Source organism: Isoptericola sp. NPDC057191 (genome assembly GCF_042670225.1).
Classification (GTDB): Bacteria; Actinomycetota; Actinomycetes; order Actinomycetales; family Cellulomonadaceae; genus Isoptericola.
Window position 1 is genome coordinate 1 of record NZ_JBHUWC010000092.1, and the last position, 15570, is coordinate 15570.

Annotated in this window: 15 protein-coding genes; 4 read left to right on the forward strand and 11 right to left on the reverse strand. The window is 72.9% G+C overall.

Annotation, left to right across the window (positions count from 1 at the left end):
• Positions 1-111: 111 nt before the first annotated feature.
• On the forward strand, positions 112-792 hold the full coding sequence (locus ACFT55_RS12435) for a TetR/AcrR family transcriptional regulator (RefSeq protein WP_380244150.1): 681 nt from the start codon (positions 112-114) through the stop codon (positions 790-792).
• Positions 785-3409 (forward strand): MMPL family transporter, encoded by a 2625-nt coding sequence (locus ACFT55_RS12440; protein WP_380244151.1) that lies wholly within the window; start codon positions 785-787, stop codon positions 3407-3409. The genes ACFT55_RS12435 and ACFT55_RS12440 overlap by 8 nt, the downstream gene beginning before the upstream one ends.
• Positions 3410-3485: 76 nt before the next feature.
• Here the strand turns inward: ACFT55_RS12440 and ACFT55_RS12445 are convergent, their stop codons facing one another.
• The 8 genes from ACFT55_RS12445 to melA all read right to left on the reverse strand — a co-directional run bounded on the left by ACFT55_RS12445 (position 3486) and on the right by melA (position 10484).
• Positions 3486-4829, reverse strand: a complete 1344-nt coding sequence (locus ACFT55_RS12445) for an RNA polymerase sigma factor (protein ID WP_380244152.1) — start codon at positions 4827-4829, stop codon at positions 3486-3488.
• Positions 4826-5170, reverse strand: coding sequence for a YciI family protein (locus tag ACFT55_RS12450; RefSeq protein WP_380244153.1), 345 nt, complete (start codon positions 5168-5170; stop codon positions 4826-4828). The genes ACFT55_RS12445 and ACFT55_RS12450 overlap by 4 nt, the downstream gene beginning before the upstream one ends.
• On the reverse strand, positions 5170-5553 hold the full coding sequence (locus ACFT55_RS12455; protein WP_380244154.1) for a YciI family protein: 384 nt from the start codon (positions 5551-5553) through the stop codon (positions 5170-5172). Before ACFT55_RS12455 ends, ACFT55_RS12450 begins: the two co-directional genes overlap by 1 nt.
• Positions 5553-5714 carry a hypothetical protein gene (locus tag ACFT55_RS12460; RefSeq protein WP_380244155.1) on the reverse strand — a complete coding sequence of 54 codons (162 nt, stop codon included), beginning with the start codon at positions 5712-5714 and terminating at the stop codon, positions 5553-5555. The genes ACFT55_RS12455 and ACFT55_RS12460 overlap by 1 nt, the downstream gene beginning before the upstream one ends.
• A gap of 72 nt (positions 5715-5786) precedes the next feature.
• Positions 5787-6692 carry a carbohydrate ABC transporter permease gene (locus tag ACFT55_RS12465; RefSeq protein ID WP_380244156.1) on the reverse strand — a complete coding sequence of 302 codons (906 nt, stop codon included), beginning with the start codon at positions 6690-6692 and terminating at the stop codon, positions 5787-5789.
• Positions 6689-7657 (reverse strand): carbohydrate ABC transporter permease, encoded by a 969-nt coding sequence (locus ACFT55_RS12470; RefSeq protein ID WP_380244157.1) that lies wholly within the window; start codon positions 7655-7657, stop codon positions 6689-6691. Before ACFT55_RS12470 ends, ACFT55_RS12465 begins: the two co-directional genes overlap by 4 nt.
• Entirely contained in the window at positions 7641-8966 is a 1326-nt protein-coding gene (locus ACFT55_RS12475; RefSeq protein ID WP_380244158.1) for an ABC transporter substrate-binding protein, read from the reverse strand. The genes ACFT55_RS12470 and ACFT55_RS12475 overlap by 17 nt, the downstream gene beginning before the upstream one ends.
• 93 nt (positions 8967-9059) lie before the next feature.
• On the reverse strand, positions 9060-10484 hold the full coding sequence (melA, locus tag ACFT55_RS12480; protein WP_380244159.1) for an alpha-galactosidase: 1425 nt from the start codon (positions 10482-10484) through the stop codon (positions 9060-9062).
• A gap of 140 nt (positions 10485-10624) precedes the next feature.
• Here melA and ACFT55_RS12485 point away from each other — a divergent pair, with 140 nt between their 5' ends.
• Positions 10625-11470 carry a helix-turn-helix domain-containing protein gene (locus ACFT55_RS12485; protein ID WP_380244160.1) on the forward strand — a complete coding sequence of 282 codons (846 nt, stop codon included), beginning with the start codon at positions 10625-10627 and terminating at the stop codon, positions 11468-11470.
• A gap of 30 nt (positions 11471-11500) precedes the next feature.
• On the opposite strand, the gene ilvA is transcribed toward ACFT55_RS12485, so the two are convergent.
• From ilvA to ACFT55_RS12500, 3 genes are all read right to left on the reverse strand, one after another.
• On the reverse strand, positions 11501-12724 hold the full coding sequence (gene ilvA, locus ACFT55_RS12490; RefSeq protein WP_380244161.1) for a threonine ammonia-lyase: 1224 nt from the start codon (positions 12722-12724) through the stop codon (positions 11501-11503).
• Positions 12725-13975 carry an AI-2E family transporter gene (locus tag ACFT55_RS12495; protein ID WP_380244162.1) on the reverse strand — a complete coding sequence of 417 codons (1251 nt, stop codon included), beginning with the start codon at positions 13973-13975 and terminating at the stop codon, positions 12725-12727. It lies immediately after the preceding gene.
• 139 nt (positions 13976-14114) lie between these two features.
• Positions 14115-14729 (reverse strand): YdeI family protein, encoded by a 615-nt coding sequence (locus tag ACFT55_RS12500; RefSeq protein ID WP_380244163.1) that lies wholly within the window; start codon positions 14727-14729, stop codon positions 14115-14117.
• Positions 14730-14854: 125 nt separating this feature from the next.
• Here ACFT55_RS12500 and msrA point away from each other — a divergent pair, with 125 nt between their 5' ends.
• The gene (msrA, locus tag ACFT55_RS12505) at positions 14855-15535 is read left to right on the forward strand and encodes a peptide-methionine (S)-S-oxide reductase MsrA (protein ID WP_380244164.1); all 681 of its coding nucleotides are present in this window, start codon (positions 14855-14857) and stop codon (positions 15533-15535) included.
• The last annotated feature ends 35 nt before the right edge of the window (positions 15536-15570 follow it).

A 15570-nucleotide genomic window follows, 5' to 3' on the forward strand; every position in this document is an offset into this window, starting at 1 on the left:
CCGTACCCACAGCGGTCGGTCGGCCGGTCGGCCGGTCGGCCGGTCGGACCGTGACGGAGGACACCCTGGCGTTCGTTGCACTCAGTGCAGCGAACTGCCTAGAGTCGCCCGGTGCCCACCCCCGTCCCGCCTGCCGGCAAGCGCGCCGCGCTGAAGGCGCAGACCCGGCAGGCCATCGTCGCCGCCGCGTCCGCCCTGATGGACGAGACCTCGGGCACCGACTTCTCCGTCGACGCCCTCGCCGAGCGCGCGGGCGTGTCCCGGCGCACCGTGTTCAACCACTTCGAGAGCCTCCAGGACGTCGTCGCCGCCGTCGGGGCCGACGTGTTCGGCGCCGTGCACGACGCGCTGGTCGACGCCCCGCCGCCCGCGCCGCCCGGACCGGGGCACGCGACCGACGCCGTCGCCGCCGACCTCCACGCGGCGCTGCGCCGTGCCGACCTGGTCGGCCCGGTCGCGGCGCTGACCCGCGGCCTGGGGCTGGGCAGCGCGACGGCGGGACCGGCGGACGTCCCCGCCCAGCAGGCGATGCTCCTGCTGCGCTCCCTCGCGGACGTCAGCGAGGACATCGGGGCCGCCCTCCTCCTGCGCCATCCCGGCGTCGACCCCCTCGACGTGGAGCTCGTCGTCGCCCGCACGATGAGCGGCCTCGTCGTCCTGCACCGGCACTGGTTCGCCCGGACCGGAGCCGCAGTGGACGACGAGTCCCTGGCCCTCTGGTCCACCCTGCTCGACCGCCTGGGCCGGAGCCCGGGCGCCTCCTCGCACGTCCCGGAAGGACACCATGGCTGAGTTCCTCTACCGCCTCGGACGCACCGCGTCCAGGCACGTCCGGGCGGTCGTCGCCCTCTGGGTCGCCGTGCTCGTGCTCGCCGGGGTCGGCTACGCCGTCGGCGGCGGCACGCTCTCCGACAGCTTCTCGATCCCCGGGACGCCGACGCAGAAGGTGACCGACCAGCTCGCCGAGGACCTGCCCGACGCCGCGGGCGGCACCGGCACCGTCGTGCTCAGCACCGAGGACGGCTCGGCGTTCACCGCCGACCAGGAGAAGGCCCTGGCGGGAGTCCTGTCCGACGTCGAGGACGTCGACGGCGTGGAGACGGTGGTCGACCCGTTCGCCAGCGAGCAGGAGCGGGCGAAGCAGGCTGACACCCTGGCTGCCGGCGAGCAGAAGATCTCCGACGGCCGCGAGCAGCTCGCGGACGGGCGCGACCAGCTCGACGCCGGCCAGCAGCAGCTCGACGACGCGCGCGCCCAGCTCGAGGACGGCCAGGCGCAGCTCGACGACGCGCGCCAGCAGGCCGAGGCCGCCGGGCAGGCCCAGGCCGCGGCGCCGCAGCTCGACGCCCAGCAGGAGCAGCTCGACGACGGCTTCGCGCAGCTGGACGAGCAGCAGAAGACGCTCGACGCGAAGTCGCAGGAGCTCGACGACGGCGCGAAGAAGCTCGACGCCCAGACGACCCGCCTCCAGCAGGGCAAGGACCTCCTCGACCTCTCGTCGGGCATCCGCGTGGTCTCCGACGACGGCAGCACCGCCGTCGCCACGGTGATCTTCACCGAGGACCAGTACGACATCACGCAGGAGACCAAGGACGCCGTCATCCACACGGTCACCGACGGCGTCGCCGACGTGGAGGGCGTGCAGGTCGACCTCGGGTCGGACATCGCGATGGAGACCCCCGCCCTCGTCGGGCCGGGCGAGGTCATCGGCCTGGTCGTGGCCGGCATCGTCCTGGTCGTCATGCTCGGCACGCTCATCGGCGCCGGCCTGCCGCTGCTGACCGCGCTCGTCGGGGTGGGCATCGCCGCGCTAGGCGCGCTCGCCTTCTCCGGCGTCGTGCAGATGTCGTCCGTGACGCCCGTGCTCGGCCTCATGCTCGGCCTCGCCGTCGGCATCGACTACGCGCTGTTCATCGTCAACCGGCACCGCCACCAGCTCAAGGACGGCTACGACGTCCAGGAGTCCGTCGCCCTGGCCAACGGGACGTCGGGCAACGCCGTCGTGTTCGCGGGCACGACGGTCGTCATCGCCCTGCTCGCCCTCAACGTCACCGGCATCCCGTTCCTGGGCCTCATGGGCACCGTCGGCGCCGTGAGCGTCGCCGTCGCCGTGCTGGTCGCCGTCACCCTCACCCCGGCCCTGCTGTCGGCCATCGGGATGCGGATCCTGAGCCGCAAGGAGCGCGGACGGCTGGTGCGTGCGCCGCAGGACGCCGCACCGCAGGACGCCGCACCGCAGCCCGCCCCCACACCCGTGAAGCCGATGAACACCCTGGTCGCCGTCGGGCGGGTCGTGCTCGGCGTGGCGGTACTCGGCGTCGTGGCGATCCCGGCCGCCGACCTGCGGATCAACCTGCCCGACGGGTCGTCCGAGGCCCACGAGTCCACCCAGTACCAGGCGTACCAGACGGTCGCCGACGAGTTCGGGCCGGGGACCAACGGCCCGCTGCTGGTCGTGGCGAACCTCGACCAGCCGGTGACGGACGAGGACGAGGTCAGCGTCCAGCTCGCCGTCGGCGAGAAGCTCGCGGCCCAGGACGACGTGGTGGCGGTCGCCCCCGCCGCCACGTCCGAGGACGGGACGGTCCTCGCGTTCCAGGTGATCCCGGCCGAGGGCCCCACCAGCGAGTCCACCGAGCAGCTGGTGCACGCGCTGCGCGACCTCTCCCCCCTGCACGTGGGGTCGGTGGAGACGCCGGGAGGCTCGGCGCACGTCGGCGACGTGGAGCTGGGTGTCGCCGGGGCCGCGAGCGGCAACATCGACATCTCCACGAAGCTCTCCGACGCGCTGCCCCTGTACCTGGGCGTCGTCATCGGGCTGTCGCTGATCATCCTCGTCGTGGTGTTCCGCTCGCTGCTGGTGCCCGTGATCGCGACGCTCGGCTTCGTGCTGTCCTACTTCGCCGCGCTCGGCGGCGTGGTGGCGATCTACCAGTGGGGCTGGCTGTCCGGCGTCTTCGGGGTGGAGAACCCGGGGCCGATCCTGAACTTCCTGCCGACCATCCTCGTCGGCGTGCTGTTCGGGCTGGCGATGGACTACATGCTGTTCCTCGGCTCCGGCATGCGGGAGGCGTACGCGCACGGCGCGCCCGCACGGGTCGCCGTCGTCCAGGGCTTCCGGGCCGGGCGGTCGGTCGTGACGGCCGCGGCGATCATCATGATCTCCGTCTTCGGCGGGTTCGTCTTCTCCGAGTCGGCGATGATCCGGCCGATCGGGTTCGCCCTCGCTTTCGGTGTGCTCGTCGACGCGTTCGTGGTCCGGATGCTGGTGGTGCCGGCACTCATGCACCTGCTCGGCGACGCCGCGTGGTGGCTGCCGCGGTGGCTGGACCGCATCGTGCCGAACGTCGACGTCGAGGGCTCGGCCCTGGAGCGCCGGCACCCGCACGAGGACGCCACGCACGCCTGAGCGTTGTGAGCGGGCGATTGGCCCAGTTCTCGCGCAGAGACGGGCCAATCGTCCGCTCACAAACCAGCGGCGGGGGTCAGGGCGCGCCGCCGCCCAGGGCGGCGAGGCGTGTGCGCAGCAGTCGACGGTCGCCCTCCCGGTCGACCTGGTCCAGCGCCCGGCACAGCTCCACCGCCGCCTCGGCGGGACGTCCGGCCCGCACGAGCAGGTCGGCGTGCAGCGCAGGCAGCAGGTGGTAGCCCTCGAGCTCGGGCGCGAGGGCGAGCTCCGCGACCGCGGCCAGCCCGGCGTCCGGACCGTGCACCTCCGCCAGCGCCACCACCCGGTTGAGCGCCACGACGGGCGTGGGGGCCATCTCCAGCAGCACGTCGTAGAGGGCGAGGATCTCGGCCCAGTCGGTCTCGCGCGCCGTCGCGGCCCGGCAGTGCAGCGCCGCGATCGCGGCCTGCACCTGGTACGGCCCGGGCCGGCGGGCGGCGAGGGCCTCGTCGAGCACGGCCAGCCCGTCGGCGATCTCGTCGCGGTGCCAGCGGGAGCGGTCCTGCTCCGCGAGCGTGCGGGCGACGCCGTCCGCCCCGGTGCGGGCGTCGCGTCGCGCGTGCTGCAGGAGCAGCAGGGCGAGGAGGCCGCGGGCCTCGGGCTCGTCCGGCAGGAGACGCACGGCGAGCCGCGCCAGCCGGACCGCGTCGCCGGCGAGCGCCCGGCGCTCGGCGCAGCCCTCGACGTCGCCCGCGGGCTCCGCCCAGGCGTCGTAGCCCTCCGTGAACAGCACGTACAGCACCGCGAGCACGGACGACGTGCGCTCCGCCAGCAGCCCGGGAGGCGGCACCCGGAAGGTGATGCCTGTGGCGCGGATGCGGCGCTTCGCCCGCACCAGCCGCTGCGACATCGTCGCCTCGGGCACGAGGAAGGTGCGGGCGACCTGCGCCGTCGTCATCCCGGTCAGCGCGCGCAGCGTGAGCGCCACGCGCCCGTCCAGCGGCAGCGCCGGGTGGCAGCAGGTGAACAGCAGCCGTAACAGGTCGCCGTCCGGGTCGTCGGGTGTCCAGCCGTCGTCGTCCAGACCGCGCACGACCTCGTCGTGGACGGCGTCCGCGGGCGTCCCGGGTGCGCTGCCGGACGCCGGGTCGACGGCGGCACCCCGGCGCTCGTCCAGCCGCGCGGCGGCCGCGGTCCGCTCCGTCTCGACCCGGCGGCGGCGCAGCACGTCGATCGCGTGCCGTCGCGCCGTCGTCGTGAGCCACGCCCCAGGGGTGTCGGGCACCCCGTCGCGCGGCCACGTGCGCAGCGCCGCCGCGAACGCCTCCTGCGCGGACTCCTCCGCGAGGTCGAGGTCGCCGGTGGCGCGGGCCACCGCGCCGAGGACGCGTCCCCACTCGCTGCGGAACGCGTCCTCGACGGCGGCGGCCGGTGTCGTCACGACGGGTCGGCCCCGTCCGTGGGCCAGTAGGGGTGCACCTCCACCGTGCCGCCGCCGAACGCCCCGGGGTGCCCGGCGGCGATCGCGAGCGCGGCCTCGAGGTTTGGCGCCTCGATGAGGTCGAACCCGCCGATGACCTCCTTCGACTCGGTGAAGGGCCCGTCGGTCACCAGGGTGCGCCCGTCGCGCACCTGCACGCGGCGCACGTCGGCCGCCGGCCGCAGCCGCTCCCCGAGCACGCGGGACCCGTCGGCGTCATGCCGGCGCACCCACTCGACGATGTCGGAGGTGGGCTCGCGGTCGGGCACGTCGGGCTCCACGACCAGCATCAGGTACCGCATCACGCACCCCCGTCGGCCGCGGCAGCGCCCGCGCCCTCGAGGTCCAGCGGCCAGAAGGGGCGCAGCTCGATGGCGCCGCCGTGGGCCATGGGGTGCTCCGACGCGATGGTGATCGCCGTGTCGAGGTCGGGGGCGTCGATGACGTCGAAGCCGCCGATCGCCTCCTTCGTCTCGGAGAACGGGCCGTCCGTGACGAGCGTGCGCCCGCCCCGCACCCGGACACCGACGGCGTCCCCGGGCGGCCGCAGCCGGTCCCCCAGGACGGCGGTGCCGCTGCCGTAGTACTTCTCGACCCATCCCTCGATGGGCGGTGCTCCCTCGGCGTCCTCGGCCCGCAGCTCCGGGTCCGCGGGGGTGGACAGCACCAGCATGAGATACCGCATCAGGCCTCCTCGTCGTAGCCGCTGAAGAACACCATCGGTCCGTAGAACGCCACGTCGACGGTGCTCAGGCCGTCGCCGACGGTACGCCCCCGGCGCCGTGCCGTGGACCGGAATCGCCGCGCCTCAGGATCTGCCCTGAGGATCGTGTCCAGGAATCGCATGGTCCCTCCTCGTCGCACGGCCCGGACGGCCGTGTCATGGGGACGACGAACGGGAGACGGCCCGACAGACACCTATTTGACGCCGGTGCTCGCGATGCCCTGCACGAAGGTGCGCTGGAAGACGAGGAAGACGACCAGCAGCGGCACGACCGCCACGGTGGCGACGGCCATGACCGCCCCCCACGGCGAGCTGAAGGCCGGGTTGCTCGTCAGGGTCGACAGTCCCACGGGCACGGTGAGGCTCTCGTTGCCCTGCAGCACGACGAGCGGCCAGAGGAAGTCGTTCCACCGGTTCATGAAGCCGAGGATGACGAGCACGCCGACGAGCGGCCCGCAGGAGGGCAGCACCACCCGGAAGAAGGTGCGCAGCTCCCCCGCGCCGTCGAGCCGTGCCGCCTCGATGAGCGCGTCCGGCACTCCCAGCATGAACTGGCGCGCGATGAAGATGCCGACGACGTCGAAGAGGGTCGGCAGGATCACCGCCCACGGCGAGTCGACGAGGCCGAGCCGCGCCACGACGAGGAACGCGGGCACCAGGGTGACCTGGATGGGGATCATGATCGTCACGAGAAAGAGCGCGTACAGCAGCCCACGCCCCCGGAAGCGGAACTTCGCGAGCGCGTAGCCGGCACCGAGCGAGACGCACACCGACAGCGCGGTGCCGACGGACGCGACGAGGAACGAGTTGCCCAGCCATCGCCACACCGGCTGCGTCGCGAACACCTCGGTGAAGTTCGCCGTCGTCGGCGCCGAGGGCCAGAGGTAGAACTCGCTGCTCTGCGACTGACCGCCGGGGGTGAGGGCCGAGACCACCATCCAGTACAGCGGGAAGACGATGACGATCGCGACGGCCGTGAGGCCGGCGGTCAGCAGCCAGCCGCGCCGCCGGGAGCGACGCTCCCGGTGCGATCGCGGGTGCCGTTCGGGGACTCGCCGCGCGGGGACCGGCGGCGCGGGGCGCACAGGGGCAGCGGTCACAGGAGCTCCTCGGCTTTCTTCGTGGCCCGCTGCCGCAGCAGCGTGAAGACGAGCAGGATCAGCACGAGCAGGAGGCCGAGAGCCGCCGCGTACCCCATGCGGGCGTCGGCGAAGGCCGAGCGGAACACGTACTGGATCAGGACGGTCGTGGAGAACCCCGGGCCGCCGCCGGTCATCACGTAGATGACGTCGAAGGCTTGCAGCGAGAACACCACGTTGAGGATGAGCAGGATTGACGTCGTCGGCGCGAGCATCGGCACGGTGAGTCGACGGAACCGCTGCCAGCGGCTCGCGCCGTCGATCGCTGCCGCCTCGCGCAGCTCCGACGGGACGGACTGCAGGGCACCGAGGTAGATGACCATGCAGAACCCGATGCGCGTCCACACGACGACGAGGATCAACGTCGCCATCGCCGTGCGCGGCGAGGTCAGCCAGGGCAGCCCGTCGAGCCCCACCGCCCGCAGCGCGTTGTTCGCCACGCCGTAGTCCGGGTTGAAGATCCAGGACATGATCACGCCGACGACGACGCCCGCTGCGACCATCGGCACGAAGAACAGGGCGCGCAGGACGCCACGGCCGGGCAGGGGACGGTTGAGCGCCACCGCGAGCGCCAGCCCTACGGCCATCGCTGTGGGCACAGTGCCGACGGTGAAGGCCAGGGTGTTCAGCAGCGCCGTGCGCAGCAGCGGGTCGGACAGCATGGTCGCGTAGTTGTCGGTGCCCACCCACTGCCCATCACCGAGGGTGGCGGTGTCCTGGAACGACAGCGCGACCGCGATGACGATCGGGACCAGCGAGAACGCGAGGAAGAGCAGCCCGGCGGGGCCGACGAACAGGTAGGGCGCCCAGCGTCCGCGACGGCGCGCGCGGGGTCCGTCCGGGGGTGGCGCCGTGCGCGCGACGCCGGCCGAGGTGCGGGCCGCCGGGGCGGCCGGGGCCGTGAGGGTCTCACCGTGTGGTGACACTGCGCATCGCCTCCGTCATCTGGGCGCCGCACTCGGCGGGGCTGAGCTCGCCGAGGAAGCACAGGTCGAGGTAGTCCGCGAAGACCGAGTTGAGCGAGCTGAAGTACGGCCCGGACTGGGCCCGGACCATCGACAGCGGGATGGTCGTGGCCTGGTCGATGAACTGCTGCATGGTGGCCTCGTGCCGCTCGTAGCCGATGTCGGCCGCGTCGAGCGACGACCTCGCGGGGAGCCAGTTGCCGCGGCGGCAGAACTCCGCCACGTTGGTGCGTGTCGTGAGGAAGGCGACGAGCTCGGCCGCGAGCTCGGGGTTCTTGCTCGACCTCGTGACGGCGAGGGCGTTGCCGCCCAGGTCGGACGCCTCGCCGCTGTTGCGGATCATGAACGTGGTACCCCACTCGCCGGGGCGAGCCTCGTCGAGCGCCGCGATCGCCTCGGGGTTGTCGAGCAGGAGGCCGGTCTGACCGGTGGCGAAGAGGTCGCGGCCCACGGCGCCGCCGCCGGACTTGCTCATGTTGGCGCGGGACACCAGCCCGTCGGCGTACCACCGTCGTCCGAACTCCAGGGCGCCGACGGCCGCGTCGGTGTCCATGCTCGGCGTCTCGCCGTCCTCGCCGAGGAAGGCCCCGCCGTTCTGGTAGACGACGGGCATCCACCGGTACGCCGTCTCGGGGCCGCTCCACCCGTAGCCGAAGCCGTACCGGCCGGTGACGCGCTGGGCCTCGCGGGCGATCTCGAGGAACTGGTCCCAGTGCCACGCCTCGTCGAGGGTCTGGGGAACCTCCACGCCGATCTGCTCGATCACCTGCTTGTCGTAGTAGGTGATGAAGTTGTCGGTGTGCTGGAAGACGCCGAACAGGCCGTCCGCCTTGGCGCCGATCGCCCAGAACGGCTTCGAGTAGTCGTCCTCGTACTCCGGCGGGACGGTGCCCGTGAGGTCGACGAGGCTGCCGTTCGCGGCGTAGCGGCCGATCTGCTGGGGCGTGATGCGGATGATGTCGGGCGCGAGGTCGGCCGCGAGGCGCGTGATGAACCACTGGTGGAACTGGCCCGTCGTGACCTCCACGGCGACGCTGGTGCCCGGGTGGGAGGCGACGAACTCGTCGGCGAGCGCCTGGTAGGACTCCAGGTCCAGCGGGATGTTCCACGAGGACAGGCGCAGGTGCTTCGTCCCGGTCGGGGCGCCGGAGCAGGCCGCGAGCGCGCCGGCCACGCTGATCCCGGCCACCGCCAGGAAGCTGCGGCGGGACAGCCGACGCGCGGCCGGGTGCGCGATCGGGCGCCTGGGCGAGACCGTGGGTCTCGGCATGTCGTCTCCTCTTCGTCGAGGGTCGTCGGGGAGCGCTGCGCGCGACCCGCGGGGTGGTGCCCCGGGCGTCGTCGCCCGGGGCACCATGAGCGGTCAGCGCGCCAGGGCGGGCTCCCGGTCGTCGGTGGCGGCCAGGCGTGGTGCCGCCGGGCGCAGCGCCACCGGGAGCAGCGCGGCGTGGGCCTCGAGCAGCTCGTCGGTCATCGACCGGATCTGCTCGAGCGTGCAGTGCGCGGCCGTCAGAGGGTCCATCGCGACGGCGTGGTGCACGTGCTCGACGTCGCCGGTCAGGGCCGCGCGGACGGCGAGCGTCTGGACGTTGACGTTCGTCCGGTTGATCGCGGCGAGCTGGGGCGGCAGCTCCCCGAACGACGTCGGCTGCACGCCGTTCGCGTCCACGAGGCAGGCGACCTCGACGCACGCGTCGTCGGGCAGGTTGGTGATGACCCGGCCCTCGTTGGGCACGTTGCCGTACACCACGGCCGGCACGCCGGTGACCACGGCGTTGACGATCGACGCCCCGTACTCGACGGACGGGCTGAGGTCGGCCTTGAGCTTCGCGAGCTGCTCGTCGACGTCGCCCTGCTCGTCGTGCGCCGAGCAGATCTCGTAGTAGTCCCAGCGCTCCGGGATGTACTCCAGCGTCGTGGCGGGGTCCTTGCGGAACCACGGCACGTACTCGGACGCGTGGTGGCTGGACTCCGTCTCGAACCAGCCGAAGTGGTTCATCAGCGTGGCGCGCACCTGCTCGTTGCCGCCCTCGTAGGTGCTCGCCGCGAGCGCCTCCTCGGAGTGGTCGCCGTCGTCGTCGAGCAGGTCGGCGGCGGCGCGGCCGCGGCGGTGGCGCTCGGCCATGACCTCCCGCAGGCGGGGGTAGAGGTCCTCGGTGCCGCGCCGGAAGTCGAGCACCCACGCCTGGTGGTTGATGCCGGCGCAGCGGTAGGAGACCTCGTCGTAGGGGACGCCGAGCGTGCGGGCGAGCATGCGCGTGGTGCCCTGCACGCTGTGGCACAGGCCGACGGTGCGCAGGCCGAGGGCGTTGAGGTAGGCGGTCGCCATCGCCATGGGGTTGGCGTAGTTGATGAACTGCGCGTCGGGGCAGACCTCGAGGGCGTCGGCGGCGATGTCCTGGTAGGCGCGCACGGAGCGCAGGAAGCGGAACACGCCGCCCGGGCCGACGGTGTCGCCCACCGTCTGGTCGACGCCGTAGCGGCGCGGGATCTCGACGTCGTGCCGGTAGGACTCCACGCCGCCGACCTGGAAGGTGATGACGACGAAGTCGGCGCCGTCGAGGGCCTCGCGGCGGTCGGTGGTCTGCCGGACGTCGGTCGGCAGGCCGTGGTGCTCGACGAGCTCTCGCGCGGCGCTCGCCACCCGGTCGAGGCGGCCGGCGTCGAGGTCCATGAGGCAGAGCGTGGCGTCCTGCAGGGCGGGGAAGCTGAGGAGGTCACCGATGAGGCGGAACGGGAAGACGAAGCCCCCAGCACCGATGATGGTGATCTTCGGAGTACGAGTCATCCCGCCACGCTAGGGCTGACGACGGCGGTGAGACCTCCGGATCGGTCGTGCAGGATTCCAGGATCCTGCGGTCCGGTCCGCTGCCGAGGGCCAGCAGGCCGGGCTCGTCAGGCTCTCCGGCGCGCACCTAGGCTGTCGCCGTGCCCGGGACAGTGGCGGCCGACGGGGTCGAGGAGCAGGAGGCGGCGCTCTGGGTGCGCCACGGCGCTCCCCCGGTGATGCCGTACCCGCACCGGCACGACGACCTGGAGCTCAACCTCGTCCACAGCGGCCGGCTCGAGTACCTCTTCGGCGGGTCCACGCTGCACGTCGGTTCCGACCACGTGGCGATCTTCTGGGGTGGCACACCGCACCAGCTCGTCGCGCCGGACACGGTCGCCACGGCGGTCTCCTGGGTGCACGTCCCGCTCACGGAGGTGCTGGGCTGGTCGCTGCCCGCCGAGCAGCTGGCCACGCTGCTCGGCGCGCGCCCCGTCGTCGTGCCCGTGCCTGCCCTCGCCCGGGACGTCGCCGACATGTTCGCCTGCTGGCACCGCGACGTCCGGGCGGGAGGCGAACCCCTCGTCGTCCTGCTGGAGCTGCAGGCGTTCGTGCGCCGGGCGCTCGCCGTCGACGCCCCCGCCGACGCGGACGCGGACCCCCTGCTCCGGTCCGCCGCGACCGGCGCCCCGGCGAGGGCGACCGAGATGGCGCGGTTCGTCGCGGAGCACTACCGCTCCCCCATCTCGCCGTCGGACGTGGCCCGCGCCGTGCACCTGAGCCCGAGCCACGCGATGACGCTGTTCAAGCGGGTGGTCGGCACCACCCTCGGCACGTACATCGCCCGGTGCCGGGTGGCCGAGGCGCAGCGGCTGCTCATCACGTCCGACGCCACGACGACCGAGGTCGCGCACGCGTCGGGCTTCACCTCGCAGAGCAGCTTCTACGCCACGTTCCACCAGGTGTGCGGGGTCTCCCCCGGGAGCTATCGCCGCGCGCTGAGGTGACGGCGACCGGGGCCGGGGCCGGGGCCGGGTTCAGGCGACGTCGAAGCCGGCGGACCGCAGCCCGTCGACGACGGCCGTGCAGTGCTCGTGGCCTTTGGTCTCCAGCTGGACGTTGACGAGGACCTGCGCGACGGTGAGCGACGTGTCGGTCCGCGTGTGCTCCACCTGGACGATGCTCGCGCCGGCGGCCGCGATGACGTCCAGGAGCCCCGCCAGGGACCCGGGCCGGTCGTCGATGCACACCCGCAGCTGCAGGTAGCGGCCGGCGGCGACGAGACCGTGCTGCACCACCCGCAGCAGGAGGAGCGGGTCGATGTTGCCGCCGGTGAGCACGGGCACGATCGTGCCGGGCAGGGAGCCGGGCTCGGCCGCCAGGACGGCGGCCACACCCGCGGCGCCGGACGGCTCCACGATCTGCTTGCCCCGCTCGGCGACGAGCAGCAGGGCGCGCGACATCTCCTCCTCGGACACGGTGCGCACCTCCACGCCCAGGCGCTGCAGCACCTCGAACGGGACGTCACCGGGCAGGCCGATCGCGATGCCGTCGGCCATCGTCGCCCCCAGCCGGCCCGCGAGGGGGTGCCCCGCGGCGAGCGACGCCGGGTAGGCGGCGGCCGTCTCGGCCTGGACGCCGACCACCTTGACGTGCGGTGCCGCCTCCGCGAGCACGGTGGCGATGCCGGCCACGAGACCGCCGCCGCCCAACGGGACGACGACGGTGCCGACGTCGGGCACCTGCTCCAGGATCTCGAGGGCCACGGTGCCCTGGCCCGTCACGACGTCCAGGTGGTCGAACGGGTGGATCAGCGTGCGGCCGGACCGGGCCGCCTCCGCGCGCGCCACGACCAGCGCCTCGTCCACGCTGTCGCCGACCTGGCGCACCTCGGCCCCGTAGCCCCGCGTGGCCGCGAGCTTGGGCACGGAGGCGTCCACGGGCATGTAGACGATCGCGTGGATGCCGAGCATCTGGGCGGCGAGCGCCACGCCCTGCGCGTGGTTGCCCGCGCTGGCCGCGACGACGCCGCGCGCCTTCTCCTCGTCCGACATCCGGCTCAGGCGCGTGTACGCGCCGCGGATCTTGAACGAGCCGGCGCGCTGCAGGTTCTCGCACTTGAGGACGACGGGCGCGCCCGCGGCCTCGCTCATGGCGCGGAACGCCTGCACCGGGGTGCGGGTGATGACGCCGTCGAGCAGCTGTGCGGCGGCGCGGACGTCGTCGAGGGTGACGCGGTCGATCGGGGGGTGCTGTGCCACTTACCTGTTCTCTCCTGCCGGGCCCACGTCGGGCGAGGCAGGGGCGTCGGTCGTGGTGCTGTCCGAGGCGCCCGTCGTGCCCGTCGTCTCCTGCGACGACGTCCGTCCCGACCAGAGCAGGGTACCGGGCAGCTGGGGGCGTCGGCGCAGCAGCGGCACGTGGTCCTCGGTGCCGAGCTCGGGGAACTTGTCGTGCCCGTTCAGGTACAGCAGGATCGTGTTGAGCACGGCCGCGAGGGGCACGGCGAACAGGGCCCCGACGATGCCCGCGGCGAAGCTGCCGGCGGCGACGACGAGGACCACGGCCACGGGGTGCAGCGACACCGCGTGCCCCATGAGGAACGGCTGCAGGATGTGGCTCTCCGCCTGCTGCACCAGCAGCACGATGCCGAGCATGATGAGGGCGGCGACCCAGCCGTTCGCCACCAGGACGACGGCGGTGGCGATGGCCCCGGTGACGATCGCACCGATGATCGGCACGAACGAGCCGACGAAGACCAGGATGCCGATCGGGAGCGCGAGCGCCGGGACGAAGAACGCCGACCCCACGCCGATGCCCACGGCGTCGACGAACGCCACGAGGATCTGGGTCCGCACGTACGCGGACAGGGTGACCAGCCCGCGCCGCCCGGCCTGGTGCACCTGCTCCCGTGCCCGCATCGGCAGCAGGTTGACCAGCCAGGTCCAGATGGTGCGGCCGTCGAGCAGGAAGAAGATCGTGCAGAAGAGGGCGATGAGCGCCCCCACGAGGACGTGGCCCACGGTGGTCGCGGCGCCGAGCGCGCCGGAGACCAGCCCTGAGCTCTCGACGAGCGAGCCTTGGAGCTGTTGCCCGTAGTCGGAGAGCTGCTTCGCGTCGAGCTGGAGCGGACCTTCGGCGAGCCACGTCGTGAACTGCTTGAAGCCGGCGACGGCCTGGTCGGCGAGGTCCTGGAAGCCGCCGACGATCGAGGTTCCTGCCAGCGTGACGAGCGCGCCGACCAGCACGATGAGCCCGATGATCGACAGCGCCGTCGCGAGTCCGCGGCTCACGTGCCACCGCTCGAGGGTGCGGCGCACGGGCGCGAGCAGGATCGTCAGGAGCAGCGCGATCGCGACGGGGACGACGATCGTCTTCAGCGCGGCCAGCAGCCACAGCAGGGCCGCGACGGCTGCCGCGATCAGCAGGATCCGCCACGACCAGGAGGCCGCGGCGCGGATGCTCAGCGGGACGGCGTCCGCGCCGGAGGGAGAGGTGCGTTCCGAGCTCACGAAGAGACTTTAGGCCGCGCAGGATGGCGGCGCGCGAGGGCCACGCCCGGCACGCCGAGGGTGCCGAACAGGTGGTTGTGCACCCCATGGACGCTCAGAACGTGCGCAACCGCCTGTTCGGCACCCGGTGGCCGGGTTCTCAGGTCGGCGGACGGCGCTTCTGCGGGTAGGGCGTCTCGCCACGCTCGAGCATCGCGACGTACTTCGCGACGTTGCGCTCTCGCGCCTGGGGCGTCTTGAGGGTGCCGAGGCGGTGCAGGATCGCGAACCGGTTCTGGGAGGTCAGGACGTCGAACTGGGCCGACGCCGCCGGGCTGGCCGCGAGCGCCGCGGCGAGGTCGGTCGGCACCTCCGCCCGTGCGGGGCCGTGATAGGCGTCGTCCCAGCGCCCGTCTGCCTTGGCGGCGTCGATCTCCGCCTGCCCGCGGGGCCGCATCCGACCTTCGTCGATGAGACGGGCGACGATCTCCTGGTTGCGCACCGACCACCGGCTGCGTGCCCTGCGGGGGCAGAACCGCTGCAGCATCGTGTCGGCGCCCAGGCTGCGCATCTGCGCGTCGATCCAGCCGCTGCACAGTGCCTCGTCGAGCGCTGACGCGTGGGTGAGCGTCGTGGGTGCCGGGCGTCCCTTCTTCGCGAGCACCAGCCACGCGCCGTCGGGGCAGGAGTCCTCGTGCTCGTCGAGCCACGCCCGCCATGCCGCGGGGTCGGGCAGCACGAGCTGCTCCGGGTCGTCCCTGCGAGTTTCGGCCATGCCGGGACGGTAGCGCCCCGTCGACCGGGCGTCACGAGGGCACGTGGGCGCGTGGGGAACACCGGTGCCCCCGGCGTCGTTGCGCCTACCGGGACGGCTACGTCCCGATCAAGGAGGTAAACGCGATGAACTCGATCTTCGACCAGCTGCTCGGCCGCTCCGGCAAGACCACGATGGTGGCGCCGGAGGCCGCGCTCCCCGGGCGCGAGTCGCCCGTCCTGCCCGCCGCCCGCCCGCACACGGTGCTCGGCACGTCGATCGTCGGCCCGTGGCCTGAGGGGACGCGCGTGCTGTACCTGGCGATGGGCTGTTTCTGGGGAGCCGAGGAGATCTTCTGGCAGGTGCCGGGTGTGGTGAGCACCGCCGTCGGGTACATGGGCGGCACGACGCCGAACCCGACGTACGAGGAGGTGTGCACGGCGCGCACGGGGCACACCGAGACCACCCTCGTGGCCTACGACCCGACGAAGGTCTCCGAGACCGAGCTGCTCAAGATCTTCTGGGAGCGGCACGACCCGACGCAGGGCTTCCGTCAGGGCAACGACGTCGGTACGCAGTACCGGTCCGCCGTCTACTGGACCACGCCTGAGCAGGAGCAGGCGGTGCGCGAGACCGCGGAGAAGTATGCCGGGGTCCTCGCCGCCAAGGGCTACGACCCGATCACCACCGAGCTGCGTCCCGCCGTCGAGGCCGGACCGTTCTACTACGCCGAGGACTACCACCAGGAGTACCTGTCCGACGCGAAGAACCCGCACGGGTACCGCTGCCACGCCACGACGGGCGTCCCGTACCCGGACGCCGCCTAGCGAGCCCGAACGGGCGCCGGGACGAGGTCTCGTCC